Annotated in this window: 29 protein-coding genes; 11 read left to right on the top strand and 18 right to left on the bottom strand. The window is 71.9% G+C overall.

The window, feature by feature from the left end; all coding sequences use genetic code 11:
- Positions 1 to 38 precede the first annotated feature (38 nt).
- Positions 39 to 176 (top strand): hypothetical protein, encoded by a 138-nt coding sequence (locus B5P21_RS16840; protein WP_165770611.1) that lies wholly within the window; start codon positions 39 to 41, stop codon positions 174 to 176.
- A 227-nt stretch (positions 177 to 403) separates the two neighbouring features.
- Here the strand turns inward: B5P21_RS16840 and B5P21_RS08665 are convergent, their stop codons facing one another.
- Together B5P21_RS08665 and B5P21_RS08660 are read right to left on the bottom strand one after the other, a co-directional pair.
- Positions 404 to 637 carry a DUF2283 domain-containing protein gene (locus B5P21_RS08665; protein WP_045528022.1) on the bottom strand — a complete coding sequence of 78 codons (234 nt, stop codon included), beginning with the start codon at positions 635 to 637 and terminating at the stop codon, positions 404 to 406.
- A 4-nt stretch (positions 638 to 641) separates the two neighbouring features.
- Positions 642 to 1,559: a DUF4258 domain-containing protein gene (locus B5P21_RS08660; RefSeq protein ID WP_133064179.1), complete on the bottom strand. Its 918-nt coding sequence runs from the start codon at positions 1,557 to 1,559 to the stop codon at positions 642 to 644.
- Positions 1,560 to 1,859: 300 nt separating this feature from the next.
- Here B5P21_RS08660 and B5P21_RS08650 point away from each other — a divergent pair, with 300 nt between their 5' ends.
- Positions 1,860 to 2,147 (top strand): hypothetical protein, encoded by a 288-nt coding sequence (locus B5P21_RS08650; RefSeq protein WP_045528024.1) that lies wholly within the window; start codon positions 1,860 to 1,862, stop codon positions 2,145 to 2,147.
- 51 nt (positions 2,148 to 2,198) lie between these two features.
- Here the strand turns inward: B5P21_RS08650 and B5P21_RS08645 are convergent, their stop codons facing one another.
- On the bottom strand, positions 2,199 to 2,384 hold the full coding sequence (locus tag B5P21_RS08645; protein ID WP_045530328.1) for a hypothetical protein: 186 nt from the start codon (positions 2,382 to 2,384) through the stop codon (positions 2,199 to 2,201).
- A gap of 45 nt (positions 2,385 to 2,429) precedes the next feature.
- The gene (locus B5P21_RS08640) at positions 2,430 to 2,774 is read right to left on the bottom strand and encodes a hypothetical protein (RefSeq protein ID WP_080939373.1); all 345 of its coding nucleotides are present in this window, start codon (positions 2,772 to 2,774) and stop codon (positions 2,430 to 2,432) included.
- A gap of 104 nt (positions 2,775 to 2,878) precedes the next feature.
- On the opposite strand from B5P21_RS08640, the gene B5P21_RS08635 reads away from it, so the two are divergent.
- The 3 genes from B5P21_RS08635 to B5P21_RS08625 all read left to right on the top strand — a co-directional run bounded on the left by B5P21_RS08635 (position 2,879) and on the right by B5P21_RS08625 (position 4,566).
- Complete coding sequence (locus B5P21_RS08635; RefSeq protein WP_236688846.1) at positions 2,879 to 3,376, top strand: hypothetical protein; 498 nt, start codon at positions 2,879 to 2,881, stop codon at positions 3,374 to 3,376.
- A gap of 114 nt (positions 3,377 to 3,490) precedes the next feature.
- Complete coding sequence (locus B5P21_RS08630) at positions 3,491 to 3,700, top strand: hypothetical protein (protein ID WP_045530330.1); 210 nt, start codon at positions 3,491 to 3,493, stop codon at positions 3,698 to 3,700.
- Between the two features lie 23 nt (positions 3,701 to 3,723).
- Entirely contained in the window at positions 3,724 to 4,566 is an 843-nt protein-coding gene (locus tag B5P21_RS08625; RefSeq protein WP_094171030.1) for a Fic/DOC family protein, read from the top strand.
- 41 nt (positions 4,567 to 4,607) lie between these two features.
- On the opposite strand, the gene B5P21_RS08620 is transcribed toward B5P21_RS08625, so the two are convergent.
- Positions 4,608 to 4,997: a hypothetical protein gene (locus tag B5P21_RS08620; protein WP_045528027.1), complete on the bottom strand. Its 390-nt coding sequence runs from the start codon at positions 4,995 to 4,997 to the stop codon at positions 4,608 to 4,610.
- Entirely contained in the window at positions 4,997 to 5,296 is a 300-nt protein-coding gene (locus B5P21_RS08615) for a hypothetical protein (protein ID WP_045528028.1), read from the bottom strand. The genes B5P21_RS08620 and B5P21_RS08615 overlap by 1 nt, the downstream gene beginning before the upstream one ends.
- 455 nt (positions 5,297 to 5,751) lie before the next feature.
- Between B5P21_RS08615 and B5P21_RS08610 the strand changes: the two genes are divergently transcribed.
- Together B5P21_RS08610 and B5P21_RS17275 are read left to right on the top strand one after the other, a co-directional pair.
- Positions 5,752 to 6,855, top strand: a complete 1,104-nt coding sequence (locus B5P21_RS08610; protein WP_246865262.1) for a ParB/RepB/Spo0J family partition protein — start codon at positions 5,752 to 5,754, stop codon at positions 6,853 to 6,855.
- 149 nt (positions 6,856 to 7,004) lie between these two features.
- On the top strand, positions 7,005 to 7,307 hold the full coding sequence (locus B5P21_RS17275) for a hypothetical protein (protein ID WP_236688848.1): 303 nt from the start codon (positions 7,005 to 7,007) through the stop codon (positions 7,305 to 7,307).
- Positions 7,308 to 7,604: 297 nt separating this feature from the next.
- Here the strand turns inward: B5P21_RS17275 and B5P21_RS08605 are convergent, their stop codons facing one another.
- The 3 genes from B5P21_RS08605 to B5P21_RS08595 are packed head-to-tail and all read right to left on the bottom strand — an operon-like array spanning position 7,605 to position 10,981.
- Entirely contained in the window at positions 7,605 to 8,078 is a 474-nt protein-coding gene (locus B5P21_RS08605) for an NUDIX hydrolase (protein ID WP_045528029.1), read from the bottom strand.
- Positions 8,075 to 10,162, bottom strand: coding sequence for a S9 family peptidase (locus tag B5P21_RS08600; protein ID WP_045528030.1), 2,088 nt, complete (start codon positions 10,160 to 10,162; stop codon positions 8,075 to 8,077). Before B5P21_RS08600 ends, B5P21_RS08605 begins: the two co-directional genes overlap by 4 nt.
- Before the next feature lie 39 nt (positions 10,163 to 10,201).
- The gene (locus tag B5P21_RS08595) at positions 10,202 to 10,981 is read right to left on the bottom strand and encodes an SDR family oxidoreductase (RefSeq protein WP_045528031.1); all 780 of its coding nucleotides are present in this window, start codon (positions 10,979 to 10,981) and stop codon (positions 10,202 to 10,204) included.
- A 177-nt stretch (positions 10,982 to 11,158) separates the two neighbouring features.
- On the opposite strand from B5P21_RS08595, the gene B5P21_RS08590 reads away from it, so the two are divergent.
- Genes B5P21_RS08590 through B5P21_RS08580 form a run of 3 tightly spaced genes read left to right on the top strand, consistent with a single transcriptional unit; the run spans position 11,159 to position 12,687 of the window.
- Complete coding sequence (locus B5P21_RS08590) at positions 11,159 to 11,476, top strand: hypothetical protein (protein WP_094171029.1); 318 nt, start codon at positions 11,159 to 11,161, stop codon at positions 11,474 to 11,476.
- The gene (locus tag B5P21_RS08585) at positions 11,473 to 12,261 is read left to right on the top strand and encodes a glycerophosphodiester phosphodiesterase family protein (protein WP_045528033.1); all 789 of its coding nucleotides are present in this window, start codon (positions 11,473 to 11,475) and stop codon (positions 12,259 to 12,261) included. Before B5P21_RS08590 ends, B5P21_RS08585 begins: the two co-directional genes overlap by 4 nt.
- Positions 12,262 to 12,321: 60 nt before the next feature.
- Positions 12,322 to 12,687 (top strand): RNA polymerase-binding protein RbpA, encoded by a 366-nt coding sequence (locus B5P21_RS08580; protein ID WP_045528034.1) that lies wholly within the window; start codon positions 12,322 to 12,324, stop codon positions 12,685 to 12,687.
- Positions 12,688 to 12,761: 74 nt separating this feature from the next.
- Here the strand turns inward: B5P21_RS08580 and lnt are convergent, their stop codons facing one another.
- The 9 genes from lnt to B5P21_RS08535 all read right to left on the bottom strand — a co-directional run bounded on the left by lnt (position 12,762) and on the right by B5P21_RS08535 (position 23,179).
- On the bottom strand, positions 12,762 to 14,360 hold the full coding sequence (lnt, locus tag B5P21_RS08575; protein WP_172457224.1) for an apolipoprotein N-acyltransferase: 1,599 nt from the start codon (positions 14,358 to 14,360) through the stop codon (positions 12,762 to 12,764).
- A complete protein-coding gene (locus B5P21_RS08570) occupies positions 14,357 to 16,828 on the bottom strand; it encodes a DEAD/DEAH box helicase (RefSeq protein ID WP_045528035.1) in 2,472 nt (823 codons plus the stop codon). Before B5P21_RS08570 ends, lnt begins: the two co-directional genes overlap by 4 nt.
- Positions 16,829 to 16,923: 95 nt before the next feature.
- A complete protein-coding gene (gene tatC / locus B5P21_RS08565; protein WP_045530334.1) occupies positions 16,924 to 17,676 on the bottom strand; it encodes a twin-arginine translocase subunit TatC in 753 nt (250 codons plus the stop codon).
- 54 nt (positions 17,677 to 17,730) lie between these two features.
- Positions 17,731 to 18,075 carry a Sec-independent protein translocase subunit TatA gene (gene tatA, locus B5P21_RS08560; protein WP_045528036.1) on the bottom strand — a complete coding sequence of 115 codons (345 nt, stop codon included), beginning with the start codon at positions 18,073 to 18,075 and terminating at the stop codon, positions 17,731 to 17,733.
- Between the two features lie 200 nt (positions 18,076 to 18,275).
- The gene (locus tag B5P21_RS08555; RefSeq protein ID WP_045528037.1) at positions 18,276 to 19,265 is read right to left on the bottom strand and encodes a helix-turn-helix transcriptional regulator; all 990 of its coding nucleotides are present in this window, start codon (positions 19,263 to 19,265) and stop codon (positions 18,276 to 18,278) included.
- Entirely contained in the window at positions 19,262 to 20,269 is a 1,008-nt protein-coding gene (locus B5P21_RS08550) for a helix-turn-helix transcriptional regulator (protein WP_045528039.1), read from the bottom strand. The genes B5P21_RS08555 and B5P21_RS08550 overlap by 4 nt, the downstream gene beginning before the upstream one ends.
- A 48-nt stretch (positions 20,270 to 20,317) precedes the next feature.
- A complete protein-coding gene (locus B5P21_RS08545) occupies positions 20,318 to 21,361 on the bottom strand; it encodes an FKBP-type peptidyl-prolyl cis-trans isomerase (RefSeq protein WP_094171028.1) in 1,044 nt (347 codons plus the stop codon).
- Positions 21,362 to 21,422: 61 nt separating this feature from the next.
- A complete protein-coding gene (locus tag B5P21_RS08540) occupies positions 21,423 to 22,487 on the bottom strand; it encodes a tRNA (adenine-N1)-methyltransferase (RefSeq protein ID WP_045528043.1) in 1,065 nt (354 codons plus the stop codon).
- Positions 22,484 to 23,179, bottom strand: coding sequence for an HAD family hydrolase (locus B5P21_RS08535; protein WP_045528045.1), 696 nt, complete (start codon positions 23,177 to 23,179; stop codon positions 22,484 to 22,486). The genes B5P21_RS08540 and B5P21_RS08535 overlap by 4 nt, the downstream gene beginning before the upstream one ends.
- A 92-nt stretch (positions 23,180 to 23,271) precedes the next feature.
- Between B5P21_RS08535 and B5P21_RS08530 the strand changes: the two genes are divergently transcribed.
- Positions 23,272 to 24,222, top strand: coding sequence for a PAC2 family protein (locus B5P21_RS08530; protein WP_045528047.1), 951 nt, complete (start codon positions 23,272 to 23,274; stop codon positions 24,220 to 24,222).
- Positions 24,223 to 24,232 lie beyond the last annotated feature (10 nt).

Genomic DNA, 24,232 nt, shown 5'->3' with positions numbered 1-24,232 from the left:
GTACATCGCTACGCAGGTGAGGAAGGAGGTAGAGCCCCATGTCGAAGAAGTCCTCGAGCAAGGTGACCAGTCCCGCTGTCGCCCGCACGGCGTCCAAGGTGATGCGCGACGGTCGCACGTCCGCAGCCTCCAAGAGCGTCGCGGCCAGCGCTCTCTCGCAGGCCAAGGGCAAGTAGCCCACCCAGGACGCGCGACGATGCGGCGACGACCCGCTGCATCGTCCGCACGTGTTGGTTGCACATGACGATGCCCCCTCCTCTTTGGGAGGGGGCATCGTCATGCCGGCGTCAGCGGAAGCTACGGCGTGGCTCGCAACGCGGTGTCCCTTAAGCCTTGGGAACCGGGTGCGAAGAAGAGTGCGCCCGATCGGTAGCGATGGGGCGCACTCTTTGGCGGCGTGTGTCTAGGCGCCGGTCGGTCTCTCTGCGGCGGCTAGTACCTCTGCGGAAAGAACGTCTCCCGCTTGGAGCACTTCGACGCCGAGCAGCCGGCCATCCGAGTCGAAGTCCAAGACGATCTCTCCTCTGTTGCCAGGGGTGGCAATCGAGTGAATCTGCTCGGCCGACTGGCCGGGCTTGATGTCGGGGACGACCTGGATATATGCCGCGTCGGCGGCTGTGTCGTAGGTGATCTTCACTCTGCTAGCCCTTCGTGACTGTGACAACGTTGCCTGACTTGTTGTCCACGATGACGCGGATCCTGTTCTTGCCTGAGCCCTGGGTGAAGATGGACGTGCCCTTGTTGCCGGCTGACTTGGCGCCGTTCTGCACTACCTGCTTGATCATGGCCTGGCTGACCCCTCGCAGAGCCGCCTGAGATGCGGCATGCGAGGTGAGTCTCGCCATGACCAGCAGCGCGGGAATCCAGAAGGGATCGGCCACCACGGGGAACGCGGTTGCCGAGGTCAGCGAGACGGACTGCACGAGGGTGGAGCCGTCGATCGTGTAGGACGTGGGGACGGCCGCGCCGTTCGCGTCCAGAGCCCATGCGGGCTCGAAGGTGCCGAGGATGTCGCCGGCGGCATCGCGAGCAGTGACGCCGCCATCCTCGAGAGGGATGAGCTCGACGCCCTCGCCGAGCTCGAACCGGTACTCGCGGGGCGCCGCTGCCGATTCGATGTGCATGAGCGCGCGGAAGGTGCCATCGCCGGTGTCCTGGATGGCCGTCGTGTAGCCGGCGCCACCGGTGACGTTCAGCGCGAGCTCGTCGCTTTCCGCGGCGGTGCGCGGGGTGCCGGGGAGGCGGAGCTGCACGTCGCCCCCGTCGGATCCCGGGGCTGAGATGAGCCCGTCCGAGAGGTCGATGGACTCGGCGGTCGTCGCGGTCGCCGGCAGCACTGCCCGCGTCTCCACGGCGCTCCTGATGTCGCCGAGCGTGGCGTCCTCCGCCGCGTTCGCCGGTCCGACTCCGGCTAGCACGAGAGCGCTTGTGGCGACGATGCCGAGCGCTGAGTATCCGATCTTCATGGTTCCCCCCCCCTCTGGTGAAATCGAGTAATCCCACCGTGGCAGCAAGACACCGGGTTCGGCTTCCGCCAGACGAATGATTGACAAACGCAAGTAGTTCGGCCTAGGCGGACCGTCTGCGTCTGTCCCGTAACCCTTGGGTTGTGGGACGTCCCGCGAGCGGTCGGAGCTCGCCGCGGAGCACCGCGGAGCCAGCGTCCCGCAGCGATGGCCCGTAAGGGTGTACACGGCGGGCCGAGCCAACCGTCGGTTGCCGGACGGATAGAGCAGCTTCGCTCCGACGGCCGGTGGCGTTCGCTGCCGTCTTGCACAGCCTCCGGGACTGCAGTCCACGTGGGAGCGCAGGTAGGGTGCTCTCTTCGGGCGATGCCTGGAGTCTGGTGAGGGAGAGCGATGCCGCTCCTGCTGCACGTGTACGTCTACCGCGAGGGTAGCTACTGGATCGTCGTCATCCTCGCAGTGGGCGCGGTCACGCAAGCGCGATCGACACAGGAGATCCGCATCATGGCCCGGGACTGCGCGGCACTCGTTCTCGACGTTCCCCTCGAGCGAGTGCGCATCGGCGCCGTACGGCCGCTGGCCCAAGGGCAACTCGCCCTGATGGAGCGGGTCGCGCCCCTCGGCCCCGTCGTGCCGGGCGCGTGGCGCGTCCGACGGAAGGGATGGGGCAGGAAGAGCTGAGGGGGCGGTCCGGTCGTCGTCCTCACCACTGGGGTCCTCGAATCCGCGCGATTACTCGTCGAGACGCGGGCGGCCGAGAGCGACGGCCATTGCGGCCGTGAGGCTGTCCGTGCCGGTGGCATCCATGAGCATGGCTCGGGCTTCCACGCGAGCGGCGTGGCCGTACCTCTGGGTACCGGGGATGAGCGCGAGCTCACCCCGCTCGGCGCGCCCGGCGAGCTCGTCGTAGTTGGTCATGCCAGTTCCCCTCGTTGAGCAGGTGCTGCCGTCGTCAGGTTTTGGTCACCAGCGCTCGGTCTTCGGCGGGTCCGGCTCCGCGGTGAAGATCGTCTCCCCTGATCGTCGCGCTCTCCTGAGCAGGTCCGCGCAGAACCTCAGGACCTCGTCACCGGGCATCAGCGCGAAGATCATGCCGAAGTCCCACTCGGCGGCCGCCTCCTGCCGCGCCTTGTCCAGATCCACGGTGGCGATCCCAGTGTCGCGGATGACCGCTTGTGCGGCGCCGTCGATGCGGGCTGCGCATTTCTCATTGTCCTCGGTTTCGCCCACCCCCGGGATGCGCACCAGGCTGGCAAGGCCTTCGAGGATGAGTACCGCGTCGATGGAGGTCTGGTCGTCAAGGGTCATGCGGTCAGCGTTGCATCGCGGGAAGATGTGGCGAGCGGCAGACACACGCCCGTGTCTGGAGCAGGACTCGGCGAGGCGGGGCCGGACGGAGAAGGAGGTGGGGTGTGGCGTTCCAGGGGGAGATCTTGTCGGTGACAGAGATGATCCGGCTCGCGGAGCTGGCCCCGCCGACGCCGCGGAGCTCTGCGGGGGTGCTACACACCGCGGCAGGTGCTGCACGCGACGGCGCTGAGCTCGTCGACGCCGGCGAGCCGTCGACGGCCGGCTGGCGGTTTGGTGTCCTCCAGACTCTTGACGACTACACGTCCACTTGCGGGCGCGGCGGCACGGAGCTGGGCGCGCAGGTGTTCACGGAACCCCCGGCCCCGACCGGATGCCTCGAGCTCGACGCGGCGTTCGCCGCGCTGGCGGACTACCTCGCGGAGCGGGACGGCTGGGCAGCCCCGCCTTGGATCCACGATGCGTGGCGGATAGTGAGGCCCGGCCGATGGTGGGCGTCGACGCCCAACATCTACCGCGAGATCGCGCTCGAGGAGAGCCCCCCTCGTTCCGCGACCGCGGCATCTGGATCACGCTCAACGGGCTCGCCTGGGCATGACTAGGTCGTGGTCGGCGAAGCCAGTTCGGTCCCTCGTAACCGGGCCCTCACGGGGTCACGATTCCCAGGCGGATAGCGCTCACAATCCGTACAATTGCAGGTGAGCAGGGGGGTTCCCATGAGCACCAAGATCACGCAGAGCAGTGCGCCGACGGCCGACGTCGAGCAGGGCATGGCGCTGGTAGAGAAGGCGCAGCAGCTCGCCGGCCACTTCCCGAACGAGGAGGCTCTCGGGCTCGCTCGACGTGTCCTCGAGGGGACCATGACCGGGGACGAGGCTCGTGCGCAGGTCGCCGCCAAGTTCGGGATCCCCGTCAAGCAGCGCTGACCGCGCGTAGCTCGAGCGCGCGCATGGGCGTCGACGACAAGTACACCTACCCCGGCAGCGGCGGCGTCCTCATCAACGCTGCGGGCATCACCGAGCACGCTGTGCTCGACGATGCCATGAACTATGTCTCGTCAGTGGCGCTGGCAGAGATTCGCACGGAGTCCATTCCTGCCCGACCGGACCTGGAGTACCTCCGCGGGATCCACGTGCGCATGTTCGGGGATCTCCTCCCCACGATCGCCGGCCGGATCCGCGACGTCGACGTCCAGGCGACGGGGACCGGAATCCCGTACTGCAGGCCCGACTTCATCGAGGCCAACCTCGACACGCTGTTCCGCAAGCTCCAGCGCGAGGACTACCTCACGGGCCTCGAGGCCAACACGTTCACCGAATGTCTCGCCGACCGGTGGGGCGAGCTCTCCGCGATCCACCCGTGGCGCGACGGCAACACCCGCAGCCAATCCGTGTACGTGGCCGCGCTCGCGCAGCGAGCCGGGCACCCGATCGACTGGGCGAGCATCGACGTCGACGAACTCCGCCACCGCCGCCTGCAGGCGATCGCCGGTACTGACCGCCCCCTCGCCGTGTACCTGCGAGCGCACCTGGTCGACGCCGCGCCGACCCGGGGCCCCGAGGGCGCGGCGCCGCTCACCGCGGCGCGCACTGCGGGTCGTGAGCAGGGACCGTCCCGCGGCGCAGGCGAGCCGCCGGCCTACAACCGCCGCGAGCTCGCCGAGCGCGAGATGCTCCGCGCGGCCGGGATCGACCCGGACAAGCGCACCACGCCGCATCGTGACTCGTCGTCGACGAGCGCGAGATCGCACGAGCCCCACCGTGCCCGTGGGGACGACGCGCTCGAGCGCTAGTCCGAGCGAGGGCGTCGGCCGGCCGGCACGCCCGTCAGGAGCTACTGGCCGGGGGCGACGAGGGTGACGTCCAAGTAGGCAAAGAGGATGTGCGCGTCGATCGGCACGTTGCTCTCGAACCATGGCTCGCCGACGACCTCGCCGCGTCGCAGATCCCAATGGTCTTTGAACCCGTGGGTGACCTCGAGGCCTCCCTCACCCCGGACAGCGACGCGAGCACTCACCCGCATCCCGGCGCCAGGGCTCGGCCACACGAGGTCCGTCGTTGGTAGCCGCAACGTGAGGGCCAGGACGTCATCCGCGTCGGGTTCCAGATCCCGAGCGCGCACGACCGTGACTATGTCGACCGCGACATAGGTCACCGGGCCAGGGCCGATCTCCACGCTGAAGTCATGCCCGGTGAGATCCCTGCAGGGGCGCGAATACGACATCAGCGCAACGTCCCCTGCAAGCCGCCGGACAGCGTCCGGGAGATCTCGCCGAGCACGCCTGCGCCGAACATACGAGCGGACCAGAACGCGTGCTGTTCTCCGGAATCGGGACAGATGTAGACCAGGACTTCGTCCGGGGCGTCGAAGGCCACGACTTCGAGCACCGCGCGCTGCCGCACGAGGCCGGGAGGCGACAAGTGCTCGGAGGCGCGCACCGTAAGAAGCCGCCCGCCGTAGCTGACTGTCAGTGAGTCTATGCGTATTCGGGCGACAAGGTCGTCCGTGAGAACGTATTCCATGCCTGCACACTAGGGAATTCCTGTCGTATCGGGAATCCCTCAAGCGAGGGTGCCTACATTCGTGAGCTCCCTGTTGGGTGGACCGCGTCCGACAGGCGTCGGTGATGTTCGGGCGGAGCCGTGATGCGGCGCTGTTGGCCTGATCTGTGCCGCTGCGCGGCGCTGTCGGTCTCATCTGAGCCGCTGCGCGGCGCCCCTCTCTGGGCCCCACGGGCCCGTATTTTGGCCGTGAAGCCTTCGGCGGCTCGGTCGCTGCGCTCCCTCGTAGCCACCTGCGGGCTCCGCGCAAGCGGCTGCGCCGCCGGCTCCTCCGAGATTTTCGGGACGCGGTCGCGAGCTCCCTTATGTCGCCCCGAAATTCTCTCCCCCACTGCCCTCCGGGTTGCACTACGCCCTCCGGTCGCTAAGGCGTAAAAACGCCTCCACGGCAAAATCGAGTGGAAGAGAGAACGCACGTGACGATTACCGAGAAAACCACCAGTCCGGTCGGGGTCATCGAGTACCTGGACCCGAACACGCTCATCCTTGAGGAGAACGTCCGCCCCAGCGCGGACCTCGACCGGGAGTTCGTGAACAGCATCCGAGCGAACGGCGTCTTGACCCCGGTCCGTGCTCGCCGCGACCAGGAGGGCCGCGTGCTCGTCCGGGCCGGACAGCGCCGCACCCTCGCCGCACGAGAGGTCGGCCTGGGCACGATGCCCGTTCACATCATCGAGGGCGACGAGACCACCGCCGAGCGGATCGTGCAGCAGCTCGTCGAGAACGACCAGCGCCTGGCGCTCACGGACACGGAGCGGACGGTCGCGTTCAAGCAGCTACAGTTCGAGGGGCTGAGCGCCACAGCGATCTCCAAGCGCACGGGCACCGGGGCGCGGACCGTCAAGAAGACGCTCGCGGTCGCGAACACGCCCTCCGCGGCCGCGGCGCTCACCGACCACCAGCTCACCCTCGACCAGGCCGCCGCGCTCGTCGAGTTCGACGAGTACCCGAAGATCCAGGCGCGCCTCATCGAGACCGTGCGAACGAACCCCGGGCGGTTCGCCCACGAGCTGCGGTTCGCGCAGAACGAGTTGACCCGGAAGAAGGCGGTGCAGGCCGCCATCGCGGACCACGAGAGCCGCGGCTACGTGATCGTGGATCTCGAGAACCCGGAGCACGCCGCGTTCGTGCCCGTCCGCGACCTGGTGACGGCGGACGGCGGTGATGCGCTCCTGACGGCGGAGAAGATGGACACCCTCGACGGTCGCGGCGTGCGCGTGATGGCGTACCTGCGCGATCCGGAGCCGGTGTACTACCTCCGCGACCCCGAGGCGGTCGGCTACCGCCGTGACGAGACCAGCACGACGGCCACGAGCGCGGCCGCGAGCGGCATGTCGGAGGAGCAGAAGGCCGAACGTCGCAGGGTCATCGCCAACAACAAGGCATGGGACTCCGCCGAGAGCGTGCGGCGCGAGTTCGTCGCCGCGCTCGTGAAGCGCCGGGCGCTCCCCAAGGACGCCGCGCAGGTCATCGCAGTTGGGCTCACGACCCATCGGCACGAGGTCGGCCGGGCGGTCTAGGAGGGCAGCCCGCTCGCGCACGAGTTCCTGAGCGTGGAGCGCGACTACGGCTACTACGGCGCGACGCCCTCGGGAAGTTCGTGACCGCGACGCCCACGAAGGCGCAGCACATCGCTCTCGCCGTCGTCCACGGTGGCATGGAGGGTGCGATGAGCCGCAGGTCGTGGCGCAGCGCCCCGGCCCCGGATGCCGCGTACCTCCGCCAGCTCGCCGCATGGGGGTACACGCTCAGCGAGGTCGAGCAGATCATCCCCGATGCCGACGATGCACGCCGCGCGCAGCGCGACGCGGACGACGCCGCCGAGTCCGATGCCGCCGCAGTGGACAGCACCGAGCCGGAAACGGACACGGACGGGCCCGAACTGGACACGGGGGCCGTCGAGGACGGCCCCGAGCCCATCGCCGCGGATCCCGCCAAGGACCCGGATGTCGACCCGGCCGAGGCCGCGTAGCCGCAGCGGGGCGCTCCCATCCGGGAGCGCCCCGTCCAGCCGGGCACGACGGCCGCCGCGGGCGCCCGGCACGGGGCGATCCCCTCGCGCTCCCCCATCGACGGCGCACAGCGCCTCAGCGGGCCCGCGCGGTCACCACACGACCTGCAGCCCACCCGCCTACGCGCCGACCGCTTGTTGCGACGACGTTGGGCGAAGGGTGCGCATCTGTCAGGGGCGTCTTACAGCGGCCATATGTGACAAATGGGCATTATCGGCGGAAGGGATCCGCCCGGAGAAGAGCGGGACGCGACCGCCTCACGACCTCCGGGACAGCACCTCGCGGGCGACGTCCACGAGCTCGGCCGGTTCGATCGGATCCTCCGTCGCCGCGAGCTCGTCGAGCCCGAACCAGCGGTGCGCGTGGATGTCGTCGAACTCGTCGGGCATCCAGTTGTCCGAGACGGGCGCGAACGCGTCGACGCGCACCAGGTAGAACGTCGAGTGCCCGGTGTCGAGGTCGCCGTCGATGCGACGGCGCGCGTAGTCGTGCTCCCACACCGGTTCGCCGACGGAGTCGACCCGGAGACCGGTCTCCTCGAACAGCTCGCGCCGGGCGGCCTGAGCGGGCGACTCACCGGGGTCGATCCCGCCGCCGGGCGTCAGCCAGCGCGGCGACAGGTCCACGTCGACGGAGTAGTTCGTGAGGAAGAGCAGGAGCCGGTCGCGCTCGTCGACCAGCAGGATCCGCGCGGTGTCGCGGACGTGCCGCACGACCTCGCCGTCGGTCATCGCGCGCCGCCGGCGACGGGCAGGTGACGGTCCCACCAGTCGAGGATCGCCTCGAAGCGCTGCACGCGGTGGCGCGGCCGCCCGGACCGGCTGAGCTCGTGATCCTCGCCCGGGAAGACAAGCATCTCGGTCTCGACGCCCGCGCGCACGAGCGCCAGGTGGTACCGCTCGGCCTGCGACAGCGGGCAGCGCAGGTCGTCCTCGGAGTGGACGACGAACGTCGGCGTCCGCACCTGGTGGGCGAACGCCTGCGGGCTCTGCGCGCGCCGCGTCTCCTCGTCGTGACCCGTGTACTCCTCGCCGAAGAACGTGCCGATGTCGGAGGTGCCCGTGAAGAGCTCCGGGTCGAGGAAGCCGCGCTCGACGATCGCGCCCTGGAACCGGTGCTCGTGCGCGATGGTCCAGGCCGTGAGGTAGCCGCCGTAGGAGCCGCCCATGATGCCGGCGCGGGATCCGTCGATGGCGTCATGCACGGCGATCGCGCCGTCGAGGAAGTCAAGCACGTCGTGCATGTCGACCGTGCCCATGCGCTCCTTGATGACCCGGCCGTGGGCCTGTCCGTAGCCGGCCGCGCCGCGCGGGTTGCACAGCAACACGGCGTAGCCGGCGTCGGCGTAGACCTGCGCCTCGTCGAAGAGGTGCACGCCGTAGGCGGCGTAGGGTCCGCCGTGGATGACGAGGAGGACCGGGTGCGGCCCCTCCCCCTCCGGAAGCACGACCCAGCCGTGCACCGGGTAGCCGTCGCGGCCCTCGACCACCAGCTCGTGCAGCGGGCGGATGCCCGCCTCCCGCAGCGGCGCGGAGAAGTCGGTCAGCGGGACGAGCGCGGATCCGCCGTCGGCGGGGCGGTCTCCGCGGACGAGCGCGAGGTCGCCGTGGGTGCGCGGGTCGGTGAGGGCGACCACGACGGCCCCTCCCCCGACGCCGACGCCGGTGACCTCCACCTGGTCGTCGACGAGCGCCTCGACGGCGCCGTCCGAGGTGACGCGCAGCAGCTGGACCGTGCCGCGCGATCCGTTGAGCACGAGGACGGCGTCGCGATCCTCGATGGTGATTCCGCTGCCGCCGAGGTCCACGGTCTCGGCGTCGGTCAGGACGCGCGGCGCGGCGTCGTCGGCGTCGAGGACGTAGAGCGCGGTGTTGCGGGCGACGAAGTCGACGCCCGACTCCCCCAGGTCCTGCGCGAGCAGATAGGTCCGACCGCCCTCGACGGAGGCGACCTCGGCGACGCCGAGCCCGGCCTCGTGCGAGACGACCGTGCGGACCTCGGGCAGGCCGGCCGCCGCGTCGCCGTGGGCGGGGACGGCCACGGCGTAGGCGCCGGAGAGCAGGTCGTCGTCGCGGCCCTCGTGGCGCGAGGCGACGAACAGCACCTCGGATCCGTCGGCGGAGAAGCGGGGCGCGTCGTGGTCCACGGGCTCGTCGGTGAGGCGGACCGCCTTCGGCACGCCCGCGCGCTCGGCGGCCGACGGCGTGGCGTCCGCGCCCTCGCCGCGCACGGCGGGATCCGCGGCGTCCGGGTAGCCGGACGGGACGGCGGCCACGAACGGCTCCGCGTCCAGCTCGGGCAGCTCGACGAGGGAGAGCTGAGTGTGCCGGTCCGTGGACCAGCCGAGTCCGTTCGCCAGGTACTTGGTGGTGGCGATCCGGCGGGCGGGCTCGGCCGCGGGCGACACGCCCTCGACGCTCCCGTACCGCCCGGGCTCCGCCACGCGCGACGCGTAGACGAGGCGCGAGCCGTCGGGCGACCAGTCGAACGCGCCGACCCCGAGCAGCTCGTCGGTGAGGGCGACGGTCTCGCCGCCCGTGGCGCTCACGACGTGCAGCTGCGGCGGGCCCTTCGGCTCGGCGCGGAGGAACGCGATGACGCGGCCGTCCGGGGAGAGCCGCGGGGCCGTGTCGCGGAAGCCGCGCGTGATGCGGCGCGGGGGCGCGGATCCGTCCGTCGTCACCTCCCACAGCTGCCCGGTGTACGCGTCGGCGTGCACCCGCGGGCGCGTCACGGCGACGACGGCCAAGCGGCCGTCGGGCGAGACGGCGGGGCGGGAGACGGAGGTGAGGAGGTCGAGATCCGTGGTCTTCATCGGATCGAGCCTAACCCCGGGGCATCGCCCCTCCGCGGGTCACTCCGGGTGGAAGCTGCCCGTGTCGCCCACCAGGCGCGTGTGGTCGGCGGGGATCGGGTCGACCACCGCGCGCGCGACCTCGGCCGCGAACTGCGAGACGTTGTAGAGGCCGCCGGACGCCTCCTTGCGCTGCCGGATCGCCTCCGGGTTCATGCGGCCGAGGAGCGTGGCCGTGATGGTGCCCTCGATCATGTCGCCGGAGACGACGACGAAGCCGATCCCCCGCTCGTCGAGCTCCGGCAGCAGCTCGCGCAGGGCGTCCTCCCCCGCGCGCTTGCTGCGGGCGACGCCCTCGTACTCGGGCATGGTCGGCGTGGTGCGGATGAAGTGGGCCTGGTGGCTCGTGACGAAGACGACCCGGCCGCCCTCGGACAGGAGCGGCAGCGCGCTCCGCAGGACGTTCAGCTGGGCGTCCCGGTTCAGCGTCATGGCGTAGTCCTCGGCCATGCCGCTCTCCATGCCGCCCGACGCGTTGAGCACGAGGACGTCGAGGCCGCCGAGCTCCGCGCGGACGGTCTCCATCAGGCGGTCGACGGACGCCGGATCCGTGAGGTCGGCGCCCACGGCGACGGCCTTCGCACCGCCCTCATTGAGCTTCGCGACGAGCTTCTCGGCCCGCGCGGCCTTGTTGCGGTAATTGACGACGACGTCGGCCCCCGCGTCGGCGAGGTAGGCGACCGTGTCGGCGCCGATGCCGCGGGAGGACCCGGTGACGAGCGCGCGGCGGCCGCGGAGCTCGTCGGGGGCGAAGGGGCGGATCTCGTCGACGGTGCTCACAGCGGTACTCCTCCAGGGGTGCGCGCCGTTCGCGCGCGACGGGTCGTCCGGCGAAGGACGGTTCGGGACGGGCCGCGCAGGCGGGACACCACGCAGACGGCCAGGAGAGCCTATCGCCCGGCGTCCGGGCGGTGGGCTAGGTTCGGGGCATCCGGTCCACGGAGCGAGGGAGCAGCGGTGACGGTCCTCCTCGACGACCATGCCTGGATCGCCTGGCTCGCGCTGATCGTCACGGCGGTCGTCGTGGAGATGCGGCGGCTCGACCTGAGGGGCCTCTGCGGCGGCGTCGCGGCGCTCGCGGCCCTGCTGTCCGGCCTCGTCGGCGCTCCGTGGTGGCTCCAGGCGCTCGTCGCCGTCGTGGTGGTGGTCGCCCTGCTCCGCACGGCGCGCCCGGCGCTGCTCCGCGCGCTCCCGATCGAGACCCCGCGAGAGGATAACGAGCTCGGATCGGGCGTCGCCCGACCCGCGCCCACCGACGACGACCTGTCCGCGTGACGCGCGGTGCCTGGTTCTCCGGCGACGTGCCCCGCGTCCTGGCGCACCGCGGGTGGACCGGGTCCGGGGCCGTGGAGAACACGCTCGACGCCTTCCGCGCGGCGCGGGAGCTCGGCGTCACGCACCTCGAGACCGACGTGCACGTCACGGCCGACGGCGCGTGCGTGCTCTGGCACGACGCCGACCTCCGACGCCTCACCGGCCGGCCCGGCCGCGTCCGGGATTCGACGCTGGCGGAGCTGCGGGCCATCGACCTCGGATCCGGCGCCCGCGTCGCCACGCTCGCGGAGCTGCTGGCGGCCCTGCCCGACGCCCGCCTCAACATCGACGTGAAGGGCGCGGACGCCCCGGCGGCCGTCGCCCGGGCGATCCGCGCGGCCGACGCCGTCGACCGCGTGCTCGTGACGTCGTTCTCGGGCTCCCGGCGGCGACGCGCGCTGGCCCTCCTCCCCGGCGCGGCGACGTCGGCGGACGCCGGACGGCTCGTGCTCGCCGTCCTCGGTGCGCGGCTGGGTCTCGCACCGGTGATCCGCCTCGCCCTCCGCGGCGTCGACGCCGTGCAGATGCCCTGCCGAGTGCTCGGTATCCGCACCGCCTCGCCCACGATGGTCGCCCGGTTGGCCCGCGCCGTCCGCGAGGTGCACGTCTGGACGGTGGACGACCCGGACGAGATGATCCGCCTGGTCCGGGCAGGTGTCCGCGGCGTCGTGACGGATCGGCCCGATCTCGCCCTGGCCGCCCTCGGCGGCAGGGACTGGGATTCGCCTGGGAACCCCGGGTCCTGAGAAAGGATCCTCACAGCCGCACGGTTTACAACGGGGAGTGCATCGCGAGAGGAGACCACCATGGCAGACCGCAGCTTGCGCGGGATGCGGCTCGGTTCCACGAGCCTGCAGAGCGAGGAGGGCGTCAGCTTCTCCCCCCGGCAGAGGAAGACGTACCGCACGACCGACGGCACCACGTTCGAGGTCGTGTTCTCGGCCGACGCCGAGGTCCCCGAGGTCTGGGAGTCGCCGAAGAGCGGCCTGGAGGGTCGCCTCCTCGACGCCGAGGGCGCACCCGTCGCCCACGAGGAGGTCGAGGCGAAGGTCCCTCGGAGCCACTGGGACATGCTGCTCGAGCGCCGGACGCGCGCCGAGCTGGAGGAGCTCCTCGAGGAGCGCCTCGCCACCCTCCGCGCGCGGCGCGGTCAGCACCGCATCGGCGCCTGACCCGACCCCTCGGCTCGCGAACCACCGGAGCACCCCGCGGCATCGCCGCGGGGTGCTCCTCGGCGTGCGGCCGGTCAGCGCGCGGCGCGGCGGCCACGGCGGCCGAGCGCGAGCCCGGAGACCGCGAGCGCACCGAGCCCGAGCCCGGAGACGAGCCACTCGATGTCGCGCCCGACGAGGATCGCCGGGGTGACGACGTCGGCGGTCGGCACGTCGACCACCATCGACCCCGCGGTGAACCAGGGCAGCCGGTCGATGTCCCGGCCGTCCGGGCCGACGATCGCGCTGGTGCCGACCGTCGAGATGTTCACGACGCTGCGGCCCGTCTCGAGCGCGCGCATCCGGGCGATCGCGAGCTGCTGCACGCTCTCGTCGGTGCGGCCGAAGTCGGCGTTGTTGGACTGGGCGAGGATCAGGCTGGCGCCCTCGTGCACCATGTCGGTCGTCAGCTGGTCGTCGACGATGTCGAAGCAGATGGCGATCCCGGCGGTCACGCCCGCGACGTCCATCACCTGATCGGTCGTGCCCGGCGTGTACTCGCGCTGGATGAGGCCGATGAGATCGGGCGCGAAGGGCTCCCAGAACGCGCGGTCGGGCACGTACTCGCCGAAGGGGACGGGGTGCTTCTTGTCGTAGTGGTCGGTGGCCTGTCCCCCAGTCCAGACGAGCGACTCGTTGTAGTAGCGCCCGTCGCGCTCGGTGACGGTGCCCACGACGAGCGGGGCGCCGAGGCGCGCGACCACGCGGTCGAGCGCGGCCGCCGAGCCGGGATCCCGGAGCGGATCCGCGTCGGCCGCGTTCTCCGGCCACACCACCATGTCAACGCCGGCGTCCGACGGGATCTCCGCCGTGGCGGCCAGGTGGGCGCGCAGGATGTCGCCGTAGCGCGCGCCGTCGAAGTACCCGGCCTTGGCGTTCCCCTGCACGGCCGCGACGCGGGTGGTCCCCGTGGTCGCGACCGGGAAGGCCGGGACCACGAGCACCAGGGCGACCGCGATCCCCGCGACGAGAGCCCGGGATGACCGCCGCACGCGGTCCTCCGCGGCGAGATCCAGGAGCAGGGCCACGAGGAGCACGAGCACGAAGGAGAGGCCGGAGAGGCCGAGCCAGGTCACGAGGTGCGCGAACGGGCTCTCCGACTGGGACAGGGACACCCGTCCCCAGGCGAATCCGCCGTAGGGCCAGACCGCCGAGATCGCCTCGCGCGCGGTCCACAGGCCGGCGACCGCAACCGGCAGGAGGACCACGCGGCCGGCGACCGTGGGGAACGCGCGCGGGATCCAGCGGGTCGCCGTCGCGATGGCGACCGCCCCGACGGCGACGAACAGCGACTCCAGGGCCGACAGCGCGATCCACGGCACCGGCCCGAGGTAGAGCGACGCCCACTCGATTTGGGTGAGGTAGAAGGCCAGCCCGGCCACGAGCCCGATGAGGAACGCCGGCCCCGCGCGCCTACCGCGCAGCGCGAGGAGGACGAGCGCGATCCCCGGGAAGACGAGCGGCCACAACCCGCGGTCGGGGAACGCGGCGTCCATGACGGGTCCGGACGCGGCGGCGGCGAGGAGCGCACCCCACAGCGGCAGCGGCGGTCGGACGGGCTCGACGGACGCGAGCGCTGTCAGCGGCGCGGGGACGGGACGCTCCCGTCGAGGAGCGCGAGCGAGCGCGGTCACACCGACGAGTACGCGACGATGCCGCGCCGGATGCTGTCGAGCGCCGTGCGGGCGTTCCGGGAGACGGGTCCGTCGGCCACGATCGAGAGCTGGTCGAGCAGGTCGATCGTCTGCTTCGTCCAGCGCACGAAGTCGCCGGCGGCGAGGTCCGCCTCGTCGAGCACGGCGTCCAGGCTGCCGCCGCGCGCCCAGCGGTGCATGGGCGCGCAGAGCCCGGTGGACAGCGGGTCGGTCGTCGGCAGACGCCGCTCGCGCTCGATGTCGTCGAGGCGCGACCAGATCTCCTCCGTGCGCTCGAGGGCCGGGCGGAACGGGCCCCGCGGCAGGTTCCGGTCGTTGCGGTCGCCCTCGTCGCGGCGCGGCTGGTAGACGAGCGAGGCGGCCAGGGCGGCGAGGGCGGCGGGGTCGAGGTCCACCCACACCTGCGTGCGCAGGCACTCGGCGACGAGGAGGTCGCGGTCGCCGTAGATGCGCTTGAGCATCCGGCCGTTGGGCGTCGGCGCGACCTGGCCGTCGGCGGCGCGCTTGAGGTAGCCGAGCGAGAGCAGGAGCTCGGTGACCCGGTCGAAGACCTTGGCCACCGCGTTGGTGCGGGTGCGGATCTGCTGGCCGAGCGCATCCGTCTGCCGCTTGAGGCGCCACCAGCGCTCCGCCCAGCGCGCGTGGGACTCGCGGTCCTTGCACGCGTGGCAGGGGTGCGCCTTCATCCGGCGGCGGAGGTCCGTCAGCTGGCGCTGCCGCTTGTCCCGCTCGCCGTGCTGGCCCGGCTGCTGCATGTCGGCGCGGGCGGCGGTCGCGCGCTCGAGGTCGCTGAGCTCGCGGCGGAGGCCCGAGTACTCGCGGAAGTCGCCGAGGTGGCAGACCATCGCCTTCTCGTAGCCGGCGAGCGACTCCTCCTGCGTGCGGACCTTGCGCGCGAGGTCCACCACGGCGCGATCGGCCTGGAACTGCGCGAACGACGACTCGAGCACCTCGCGCGTGCGCTCCCGGCCGAACTGGTCGATGAGGTTGACGGCCATGTTGTAGGTCGGCCGGAAGCTCGAGTTGAGCGGGTACGTGCGGCGGGAGGCCAGAGAGGCGACGGCCTGCGGATCCAGCCCGTCCTTCCACTGGATGACGGCGTGGCCCTCGACGTCGATGCCGCGGCGGCCGGCGCGTCCGGTCAGCTGCGTGTACTCCCCCGGCGTGAGCGGCACGCGCGCCTCGCCGTTGAACTTCTCGAGCTGCTCGAGCACGACCGTGCGCGCGGGCATGTTGATGCCGAGCGCCAGGGTCTCCGTGGCGAAGACGGCCTTCACGAGCTTCCGCTGGAACAACTCCTCGACGACCTCCTTGAACGCCGGCAGCATGCCCGCGTGGTGCGCCGCGACGCCGCGCTCCAGGCCCTCGAGCCACTCCCAGTAGCCGAGGACCGCGAGGTCCTCGTCGCGGAGCGTGCGGCAGCGCTCCTCCACGACGGCCCGGATCTCGTCGCGCTCGTGCGCGTGCGTGAGCCGGACGCCCGCGCGGAGCACCTGCTTGACGGCGGCGTCGCAGCCCGCACGGCTGAAGATGAAGAAGATCGCGGGGAGCAGGTTCCGCTCCTCGAGGAGGGCGACGACCTCGGGGCGGTCCATGCGGCCGCGGTCCCACGGGCCGGGTGCCCGCTTCCCGGACCCGCCGCCTGCTCCCGCCCGGCCCCGCGAGTGCCCCTGCCCACCGCGCACGCGCACGGCCTCCCGTCCGCCGCCGTGCGTCATGCGCACGAGCTCGGGGTTCACGCGGTGCGTCGCGGCGAGGCCCGACGAGTCGAAGAGGTCGACCATGCGGTGGCGCACGATGACGTGCTGCTCGAGCGGCACGGGCCGCTCCTCGGAGACGATGACGTCCGTCTCGCCGCGCACCGCCTGCAGCCAGTCGCCGAACTCCTCGGCGTTCGAGACGGTGGCGCTCAGCGAGATCATCCGGACGGTCTGCGGGAGGTGGATGATGACCTCCTCCCACACGGCCCCGCGGAAGCGGTCGGCGAGGTAGTGCACCTCGTCCATGATCACGAACGCGAGGTCGCGGAGCAGGTCGGAGTCGGCGTAGAGCATGTTGCGCAGCACCTCGGTCGTCATGACGACGATCCGCGCGCGGCTGTTGACGTTGGTGTCGCCCGTGAGCAGGCCCACCTCGTCGGGGCCGTACTCGGCCACGAGCTCCGCGTACTTCTGGTTGCTGAGCGCCTTCATCGGCGCCGTGTAGAAGATCTTGGCGCTCGGCCGCTGCATCGCGAGGTAGACGGCGAACTCGGCGACGACCGTCTTGCCGGCACCCGTCGGCGCTGCGACGAGCACGCTGCGGCCGTTCTCCAGGGACTCGGCGGCGGCGCGCTGGAAGGGGTCGAGGTCGAAGCGGAGGCCGCTCGCGAACGACTCGAGGAGCGGGAGGCCGCGGCGGCTGCGGGAGGCCGCGTAGCGTTCCGCGGGCGAGAGCTGGTCTGTCACGATGCCGCCATCCTAGGCTCCGGATCCGGGCGCGGACCGGGCGCGGACGCGACGACGCCCGCCCCTCGCGGGACGGGCGTCGTGGCCGGGCAGGCTCAGGACAGCAGGTCGTCCGTCATCGCCGCGGCCTTGCGCGCGCGCCGGCGGTCGTTGAGCAGCGCGATGCCCGCGGCCACCAGGTAGAGCACCGTCATCGGGACGGCCAGCAGGAACATCGACATGACGTCGGCGGCCGGGGTCGCGATGGCGCAGAACAGGATGATCAGCAGGATGGCGATGCGCCACGACTTGATGATCGTCGTGCCGCTCAGGATCCCCATGAAGTTGAACAGCACGAGGAACACCGGCAGCACGAACGCGATGCCCACCGCGAAGACGAGCTTCAGAACGAAGTCGAAGTACTCGCGGGCCGTGATGAAGGACGAGTCTCCTGCGCCCGCGAACTGCGTGAGCAGCGCGACGATGTGCGGCAGCACGAACCACCCGGCCGCGCATCCCGCGAGGAACAGCGGCACGGCCGAGAAGAAGAAGCCGAACGTGTAGCGGCGCTCCGTCTTCGTCAGGCCGGGGACCAGGAACGCGAAGACCTGGTAGAGCCACACGGGACTGGAGATGATGAGGCCCACGTACAGCGCGATCTGCAGGCGCAGGTCGAAGGCCGACGTGATGGTCGGGAAGTTGAGGCTGGCGTTCCGGCCCTGCTCCTGGTTGATCGTCTCGATGGGCTGGCGCAGCGCCTCCAGGACGAAGGACGACAGGAACCAGCCCACGACCATCGCCAGGATGATGGCCACGCCCGCGATGAACAGGCGCTTCTTCAGCTCCAGCAGGTGCTGGACGAGGGACATGCGACCCTCCGCGTCGCGCTTCTTCTGGCGAGGACGCTCGGTGGTGCTCACGGATCAGGCGCGGGGGCGGGAGTCCCCGCCGTCGCGCGGGGAGTCGTAGCGCGGGGCGTCGTAGCGGGGCTCGTCGACGCGGGACTCGCCGGGGCGGACGTAGTCGCGCGGGGTGGCGTCGCGGTCGTCGGCGCGGTAGCGCTCCTCGTCGCGGCGGCGGTTCTCCTCGCGGGTGTCGTCGCGGCGGTCGGAGCCGCTCTCCTCCTTCATCGTCTTCACCTCGCCCTTGAAGATGCGCATGGACTGGCCCACGCTCTTGGCGAGCGCCGGCAGCTTCGTGGAGCCGAAGAGCAGGACGATGACGACGAGGATGATGACGAGGTGCCATCCGGTCAGATTTCCGAGCATGTGGTTCACGTTCCTTCAGGTCGGGGGGCCGGACAGTCGTTGTCGGGATCCACGGAGAGTGTACCTTCGCGACCCGTCAGGAGACCCTGCTCGGCAGTGCGGTTCACCCGGATTTGACCGAAGACGGCCACTGGTCCGCGTCGGCGCTCTCCCGATGCAAGGCCTTCGGAGCCCGACCCCGGAACGGTCGGTTCCGCGTCTCAGTCGGCGTCGTCGTACGCCGCCGCGGCGCGCTCGGCCCACTCGGCCACCGCCGCCCGCGCCTCCGGCGGCGACGTGACGACCACGACGCCCGCCATGCCCGCGATCAGGCGCACGAGGCCGTGGTAGTGGGCCACGCGCACGGTGACGGCGACGCGGCGGGGCTGGCCGGCGACGGGCTCCGGCCGCTCGTCACCCACGAAGTCGCCGAGGAGCGGCAGCGCCGACTCCGGGACCTCGAGCGTGACGCGGAGGTCGTCGGGGCTCGGCTCGAACAGGGTGTCGCCGAGCACGACGTCCTGCGGCCGGTGCTCCGGCGGGAGGTCGGTGACGACGAGCTCGTCGAGGCGGTCGAGGCGGAACGTGCGGACGGCGCCGCGGGCCAGGTCCCAGCCGCGCAGGTACCAGTCCTCGTCCATCGACTCCAGGCGCAGCGGATCCACGACGCGACGCTCGGTGCCGCCTCGCGGGCTCCGGTAGTCGAACTCGACGCGGCGCTCGTCCGCGATGGCGCGGCGGAGGTCGTCGCGGGTGCCGTCGCCCGCCCCGGCCGCGACGGCGACCTGGCTGGGGCTGGCCGAGGATCCGCGCGCGAGCTTCGCCATGAGCTGCCCCACGAGGTCGAGGTCGCTGGCGTCCGCCTGGGAGGAGACGTACTGGAGCCCGGCGATGAGGGCGGCCGCCTCCCGCGCCGAGAAGCGCGGCGAGTCGTCGATGGCGACCATGTGCGTGATGACGATCTGGTCGTTGTCCTCGAAGTCGTCCCAGGCGATGTCGAACAGGTCGCCGTGCTGGTACGAGGCCGTGGATCCCGGCACGCCCGAGACCGCGATCAGACGCACGGCCTGGCGGATCTGCTCGGGCGGCACCCGGAAGTGCGCGGCCGCCTGGCTGACGCTGACGCGACCGTGGTCGGTGAGGTACGGCACGAGCGCGAGCAGGAACGCCAGCTTGTCCTGCGCCTGGAGCGGCGCGGCGCGGTCGGTCATGATGCGTCCTCCCGGTGGGCGGCGACGGTCTCCGCGAGCCGGGCGCGCACGGCATCCCGGAGCTTCGGCGGCGCGATCACGCGGGCCTCCGGGCCGAATCCCGCGACCTCGTCGGCGAAGAGATTCGTGTCGGAGTAGTGCACGCGGAGGCGTCCGTCGCCGAGGTCCTCCGTGCCGCGGCGCCGGCGCAGGCGGATCTCCGCGTCGGACCCGGGCGCGACCGCCACCTCCCCCACGCCGTTCTCCCACACGCGGTCGAGGTCGCCGAGGGCGCGCTCGGCGTGGTCCTCCCCTTCGGGCACGAAGCCGCGGCTCGTCACGCGCACGCGGTCGACGATGCGCGACAGCAGGAACGTGCGCGGTCCGTCGGCGTCCTGGTCGATGCCGTGGAGATGCCAGCGACCCTGGTGCTGGACGAGGGCGAGCGGTGCGACCGTGCGGATCCGCGCGGTCCGCTCCCCCGGCTTGAGGTAGCCGAACGCGACGAGGACGTGCCGCTCCAGCGCCACGCTCAACGGCGCGAACGCCGCCTCCCGCGTGCGCAGCCGCGGGGCGTAGCCGATGACCGGGTCGTCGGACTCGACGCCGAGCGAGCGCAGCTTGATGAGCGCGCGCCGCGACTCCCCCGACAGCGACCCCTCGCGCCAGACCATGGCCGCGAGGTTGAGGAGCGTCGTCTCCTCCGGCGTGAACGACAGGTCGGCCGGCAGCTCGTAGGCGCCGCGCGGGATCCGGTAGCGCAGGAGCTGGTTGTTGCCCTCCTGGCCGGGCGCCTCCACGGTCTCCAGCGGCACGCCGAGGTCGCGGATGTCGTCCTTGTCGCGCTCGAATTGGCGCTCCAGGTTGGCGTTGTCGCCGCCGGCCCGATAGCGCTGCCGGTACCCCTGGACGCTCGAGAGGACCTCGTTCTTGGTCAGTCCCTGCTCGGTCGCGAGCAGCGCCAGCACGAGGCTGAACAGCCGCTCCTCCACGGGCACGGTCGGTCGGCGGGATGTCTCGGGCACGCGGTGGTCCTCACGTCGGTGCAGCCCCCGGCCGGTGGCGATGCGTCGTTACTTGGTGGTGCTTGTCCCGAGGATATCCACCAAGTAGACGAGCGTGGACCCCGCGGGCACCTTGGCCGAGCCCTGGTCGCCGAATCCGTCGGCCGGGGGCACGACCGCGATGACCTGGTCGCCGACGTGCTTGCCGACGAGGGCCTTCGCGAGGCCCGGCGTGACGACCAACGAGGAGGCGGCGCCCGTCGAGGGCGCGGTGGTAGTGGCGGTGGCGGGCACCTGCAGCGGGCCGCCGCCGGTCCAGCTGGATCCGAACACGGCCTGCTTCTCGGCCGATGTGCTCGTGCCCCAGACGACGCCCGTGTACTGCAGCGTGACCGTGTCGCCGTCGCCGACCTCGGCGCCGTCGCCCGCGCGGAGCAGCGCGTCGCGGTACTCGGTGGGCGGCGTGCTCGGCGGGATCGTGATGCCGGGGACGCCGTCGTCCGTCGTGACGACGGACGGGAAGCCGGCCTGGGCGGGCCGCGGCTCGCCGGTGGCCTTCTCGGGGAAGGAGGACGTGATGTCGACGATGAGGACGAGCCCGTCGGTGGCGTCGAGCCCCTGGGACGAGAGGTCCTGGCCCGGGAACACCGTGGACACGGGGACCGTCACGGCGAGGCGCGAGCCGACGGGCATGCACGTCATCGCGTCCTCGAGGTACGGCAGCGACTCGTGCAGGGAGGCCGGGGTGAACAGCGGCGAGCCGGTGGTGCGCGCGTTGGGCGCGATGCGGGCGTAGTCCGCGAGGTCCTTGCCGGTCTTGCCGTCGACGATGGACGCCGCGGCCGTGATGCCCTGGCGCGGCTGCACGGGCGCGCCGTCGCCCTCGACGATCGTGGAGACCTCGACGCCCGTGGGCTTGAGCGGCGTGGGGAACGCGACCGACGCGGGCGCGGTGCCGACGTCACCCGTGGCGGTGACCGTGCTCGACGACGAGCCGGCCTGGGCCAGGGGCGTGCAGCCCGCCGCCGCACCGGATCCGGAGCCGGAGGGGCTGCAGGCGGCGAGCGTCAGGACGAGTCCTGCGCAGACGGTGAGCGCGGCGGAACGGCGCACGTGACTCCTCTTTCGGTGGTGGGGGCGGCCGGCACGCACCCGCGTGATCGACCCTGTCATCCTAGGCGGTGGGGTCGCCGGGCTCCGGCGCATCGGGCGCGTCGTCGGGGTCGACCGCGTCGCCCGCCTCCGCCTGGTCCCGGGCGCCCGCGAGCTGGGCGCCGTGCTCCGCGATGCGGACGCGCTTGCGCAGCACCTTGTCGCTCACCCGGCGCTCCCCGAGCGATCCGGGGGTCCAGGCCTCCATGTCCTCGTCGCTGAAGTCGGACTTCGACGCGCGGCGCTTGAGCTGCGGCAGGACCGATCCCGGGGCGAGCCGGCGGGCGGTGATGAGGAAGCCGGTGTGCCCGATCATGCGGTGCTCGGGGCGCACGGCGAGGCCCTCGACGTGCCAGCCGCGGATCATGGTCTCGCTCGCGTCCGGGTTCGTGAAGAGCCCCGAGTCGCGGAGCGCCTCGGCGACGCGCGACAGCTGCGTGACGGTGGCGACGTAGCAGAGCAGGACTCCGCCGGGCGTGAGCGCCTCGGCGACCGCGTCGACGCACTCCCACGGCGCGAGCATGTCGAGGATCACGCGGTCGACCGAGTGCGGCTCGGTGACGGTCGGCAGCGCCTCCGCCAGGTCGCCGAGGGCGATGGACCAGTTCTCCGGGCTGTGGCCGAAGTAGCTGGAGACGTTGCCGCGGGCGACGTCCGCGAACTCCTCGCGGCGCTCGAAGGAGAGGAGCGTGCCGGTCGGCCCGAGGGCCCGCAGCAGCCACATCGAGAGGGCGCCGGATCCGACGCCCGCCTCCACCACGGTGGCGCCCGGGAACACGTCGGCGAGGCCGAGGATCTGCGCGGCGTCCTTCGGGTAGATGATCGCGGCGCCGCGGGGCATCGACATGACGACGTCCGAGAGCAGCGGCCGGAGCGCGAGGCACTCGATCCCCGCGCTGTTCTTCACGACGCTGCCGTCGGGCAAGCCGATGAGGTCGTCGTGGTCGATCATGCCGCGGTGGGTGTGGAACACCTTGCCGGGCTCGAGCAGGATCGTGTTGAGGCGGCCCTTGGGGCCCGTGAGCTGCACGCGGTCGCCCGCGCGGAACGGTCCGCTGAAGCGGGCGGCGGCGGTGTCGACGGTCACGCGTCCACCTCGTCGCGGATCGGTGCCGCGGCCCGGCGGTCGGCGTGGACGGCCTCGAGGTCGCTGAGCGTGCGGCCCGCGAGGGTGTCCCAGAGCACGTAGGCGTCGTCGGCCGGGAGCGGCACGTGGTGCGGCACGGCGACGACGGTGGCGCCCGACGCGGTGGCGGAGGCGACGCCCGGCGCGGAGTCCTCGATGGCGACGCAGTCGCGGATGTCCACCCCGAGCAGCGCGGCCGCGGCGAGGTAGGCCTCGGGATGCGGCTTGCTGCGGGCGACGTCGTCACCGGCGACGACGTGGTCGAACGCGTCGAACGGCACGGCGTCCGCGACCTGGCGCGCCATGCGGCCGATGCTCATGGTGACGAGCGCGGTGGGGATGCCGGCCTCGCGGATCCCGCGGAGGAGCTCCCGCGCGCCCGGGCGCCACGGCACCTCGACGAGGATCTGCTCCATCACGCGGTCGCTCAGCCGGTCGATGATCTCCGCGGCCGGCAGGTCGACGCCCGCCTCCTGCAGGATGCGCGCCGAGTCGCCCAGCCCGTTGCCGACGAGCCGGAGCCCGTCCTCGTGGGTCCACGTGCCGCCGAAGGAGCCGACCAGGGCCTCCTCCGCCACCATCCAGTAGGGCTCCGTGTCCACGATGGTGCCGTCCATGTCCCAGAGGACGGCCGCGGGTCTGTTGCTGATCACGGGGAGCGAGTCTACCGGCGGGGCGGCGCGTCCTAGGATCGTACGATGACCGCCGGCCGGGTGGTCCGAGGGCGAGACGGAACGGGAGTCACGTGGCGGATGCCGAGAGGTTCGTGAGCGGACGGCTGCTGGTCGTCGCCTTCGAGGGCTGGAACGACGCGGGCGAGGCCGCCAGCGGAGCGGTCCGGGCGCTGAAGGAGCTGCTCGACCTCGAGGCGGTGTCGTCGGTGGATCCCGAGGACTACTTCGACTTCCAGTTCAACCGCCCCACCATCGGCTTCGCGGAGGACGGCACCCGCGAGCTCGAGTGGCCGGGCGCCACGCTCTACGGCCCGAAGGACCCGCGCCGACCCGCCCAGGACCTGGCCGCCGACGCGCAGCTCGGCGTGAGCGGCGACAACGGCGGCAGCATCCACCTCCTACTCGGCGTCGAGCCGTCCCGGCACTGGACGGCGTTCACCGCCGAGGTGCTCGACGCCGCCCGCGCCGCTGGTGTCGAGGGCGTCGTGCTGCTCGGCGCGCTGCTCGCCGACATGCCGCACACGCGGCCCATCTCCGTCTACTCCACGAGCGAGAACGCGGCCGTGCGCACCGAGCTGGGCATCGAGCGCAGCACGTACGAGGGCCCCGTCGGGATCCTGAGCATCATCGCCCAGCGCGCCGAGGAGATGGGCATGCCCACCGTCTCGCTCTGGGCCTCCGTGCCGCACTACGTCCACAGCGCCCCCTCGCCGAAGGCCACGCTCGCGCTCATCGACAAGCTCGAGGAGATGGTCGACGTGGTGATCCCGCGCGGCGATCTGATCCAGGAGGCCGCGACGTGGGAGGCCGGCATCGACCAGCTCGCGGGCGAGGACGAGGACATGGCGTCCTACATCCAGCAGCTCGAGCAGGCCCGCGACACGGTGGACTCCCCCGAGGCCAGCGGCGAGGCCATCGCGCAGGAGTTCGAGAAGTACCTCCGCCGGGGCGACGGGCCACGCGGTCGCGGCGACGACCGGCCCGACGAGCCCTGGCGGCCGAAGGACCCGAAGGACCAGTAGGCCCCGCGGG

The sequence above is a fragment of the Clavibacter michiganensis subsp. insidiosus genome (assembly GCF_002240565.1).
In the GTDB taxonomy this organism is placed as follows: domain Bacteria; phylum Actinomycetota; class Actinomycetes; order Actinomycetales; family Microbacteriaceae; genus Clavibacter; species Clavibacter insidiosus.
This window is presented reverse-complemented; position numbering and strand designations above follow the sequence as displayed.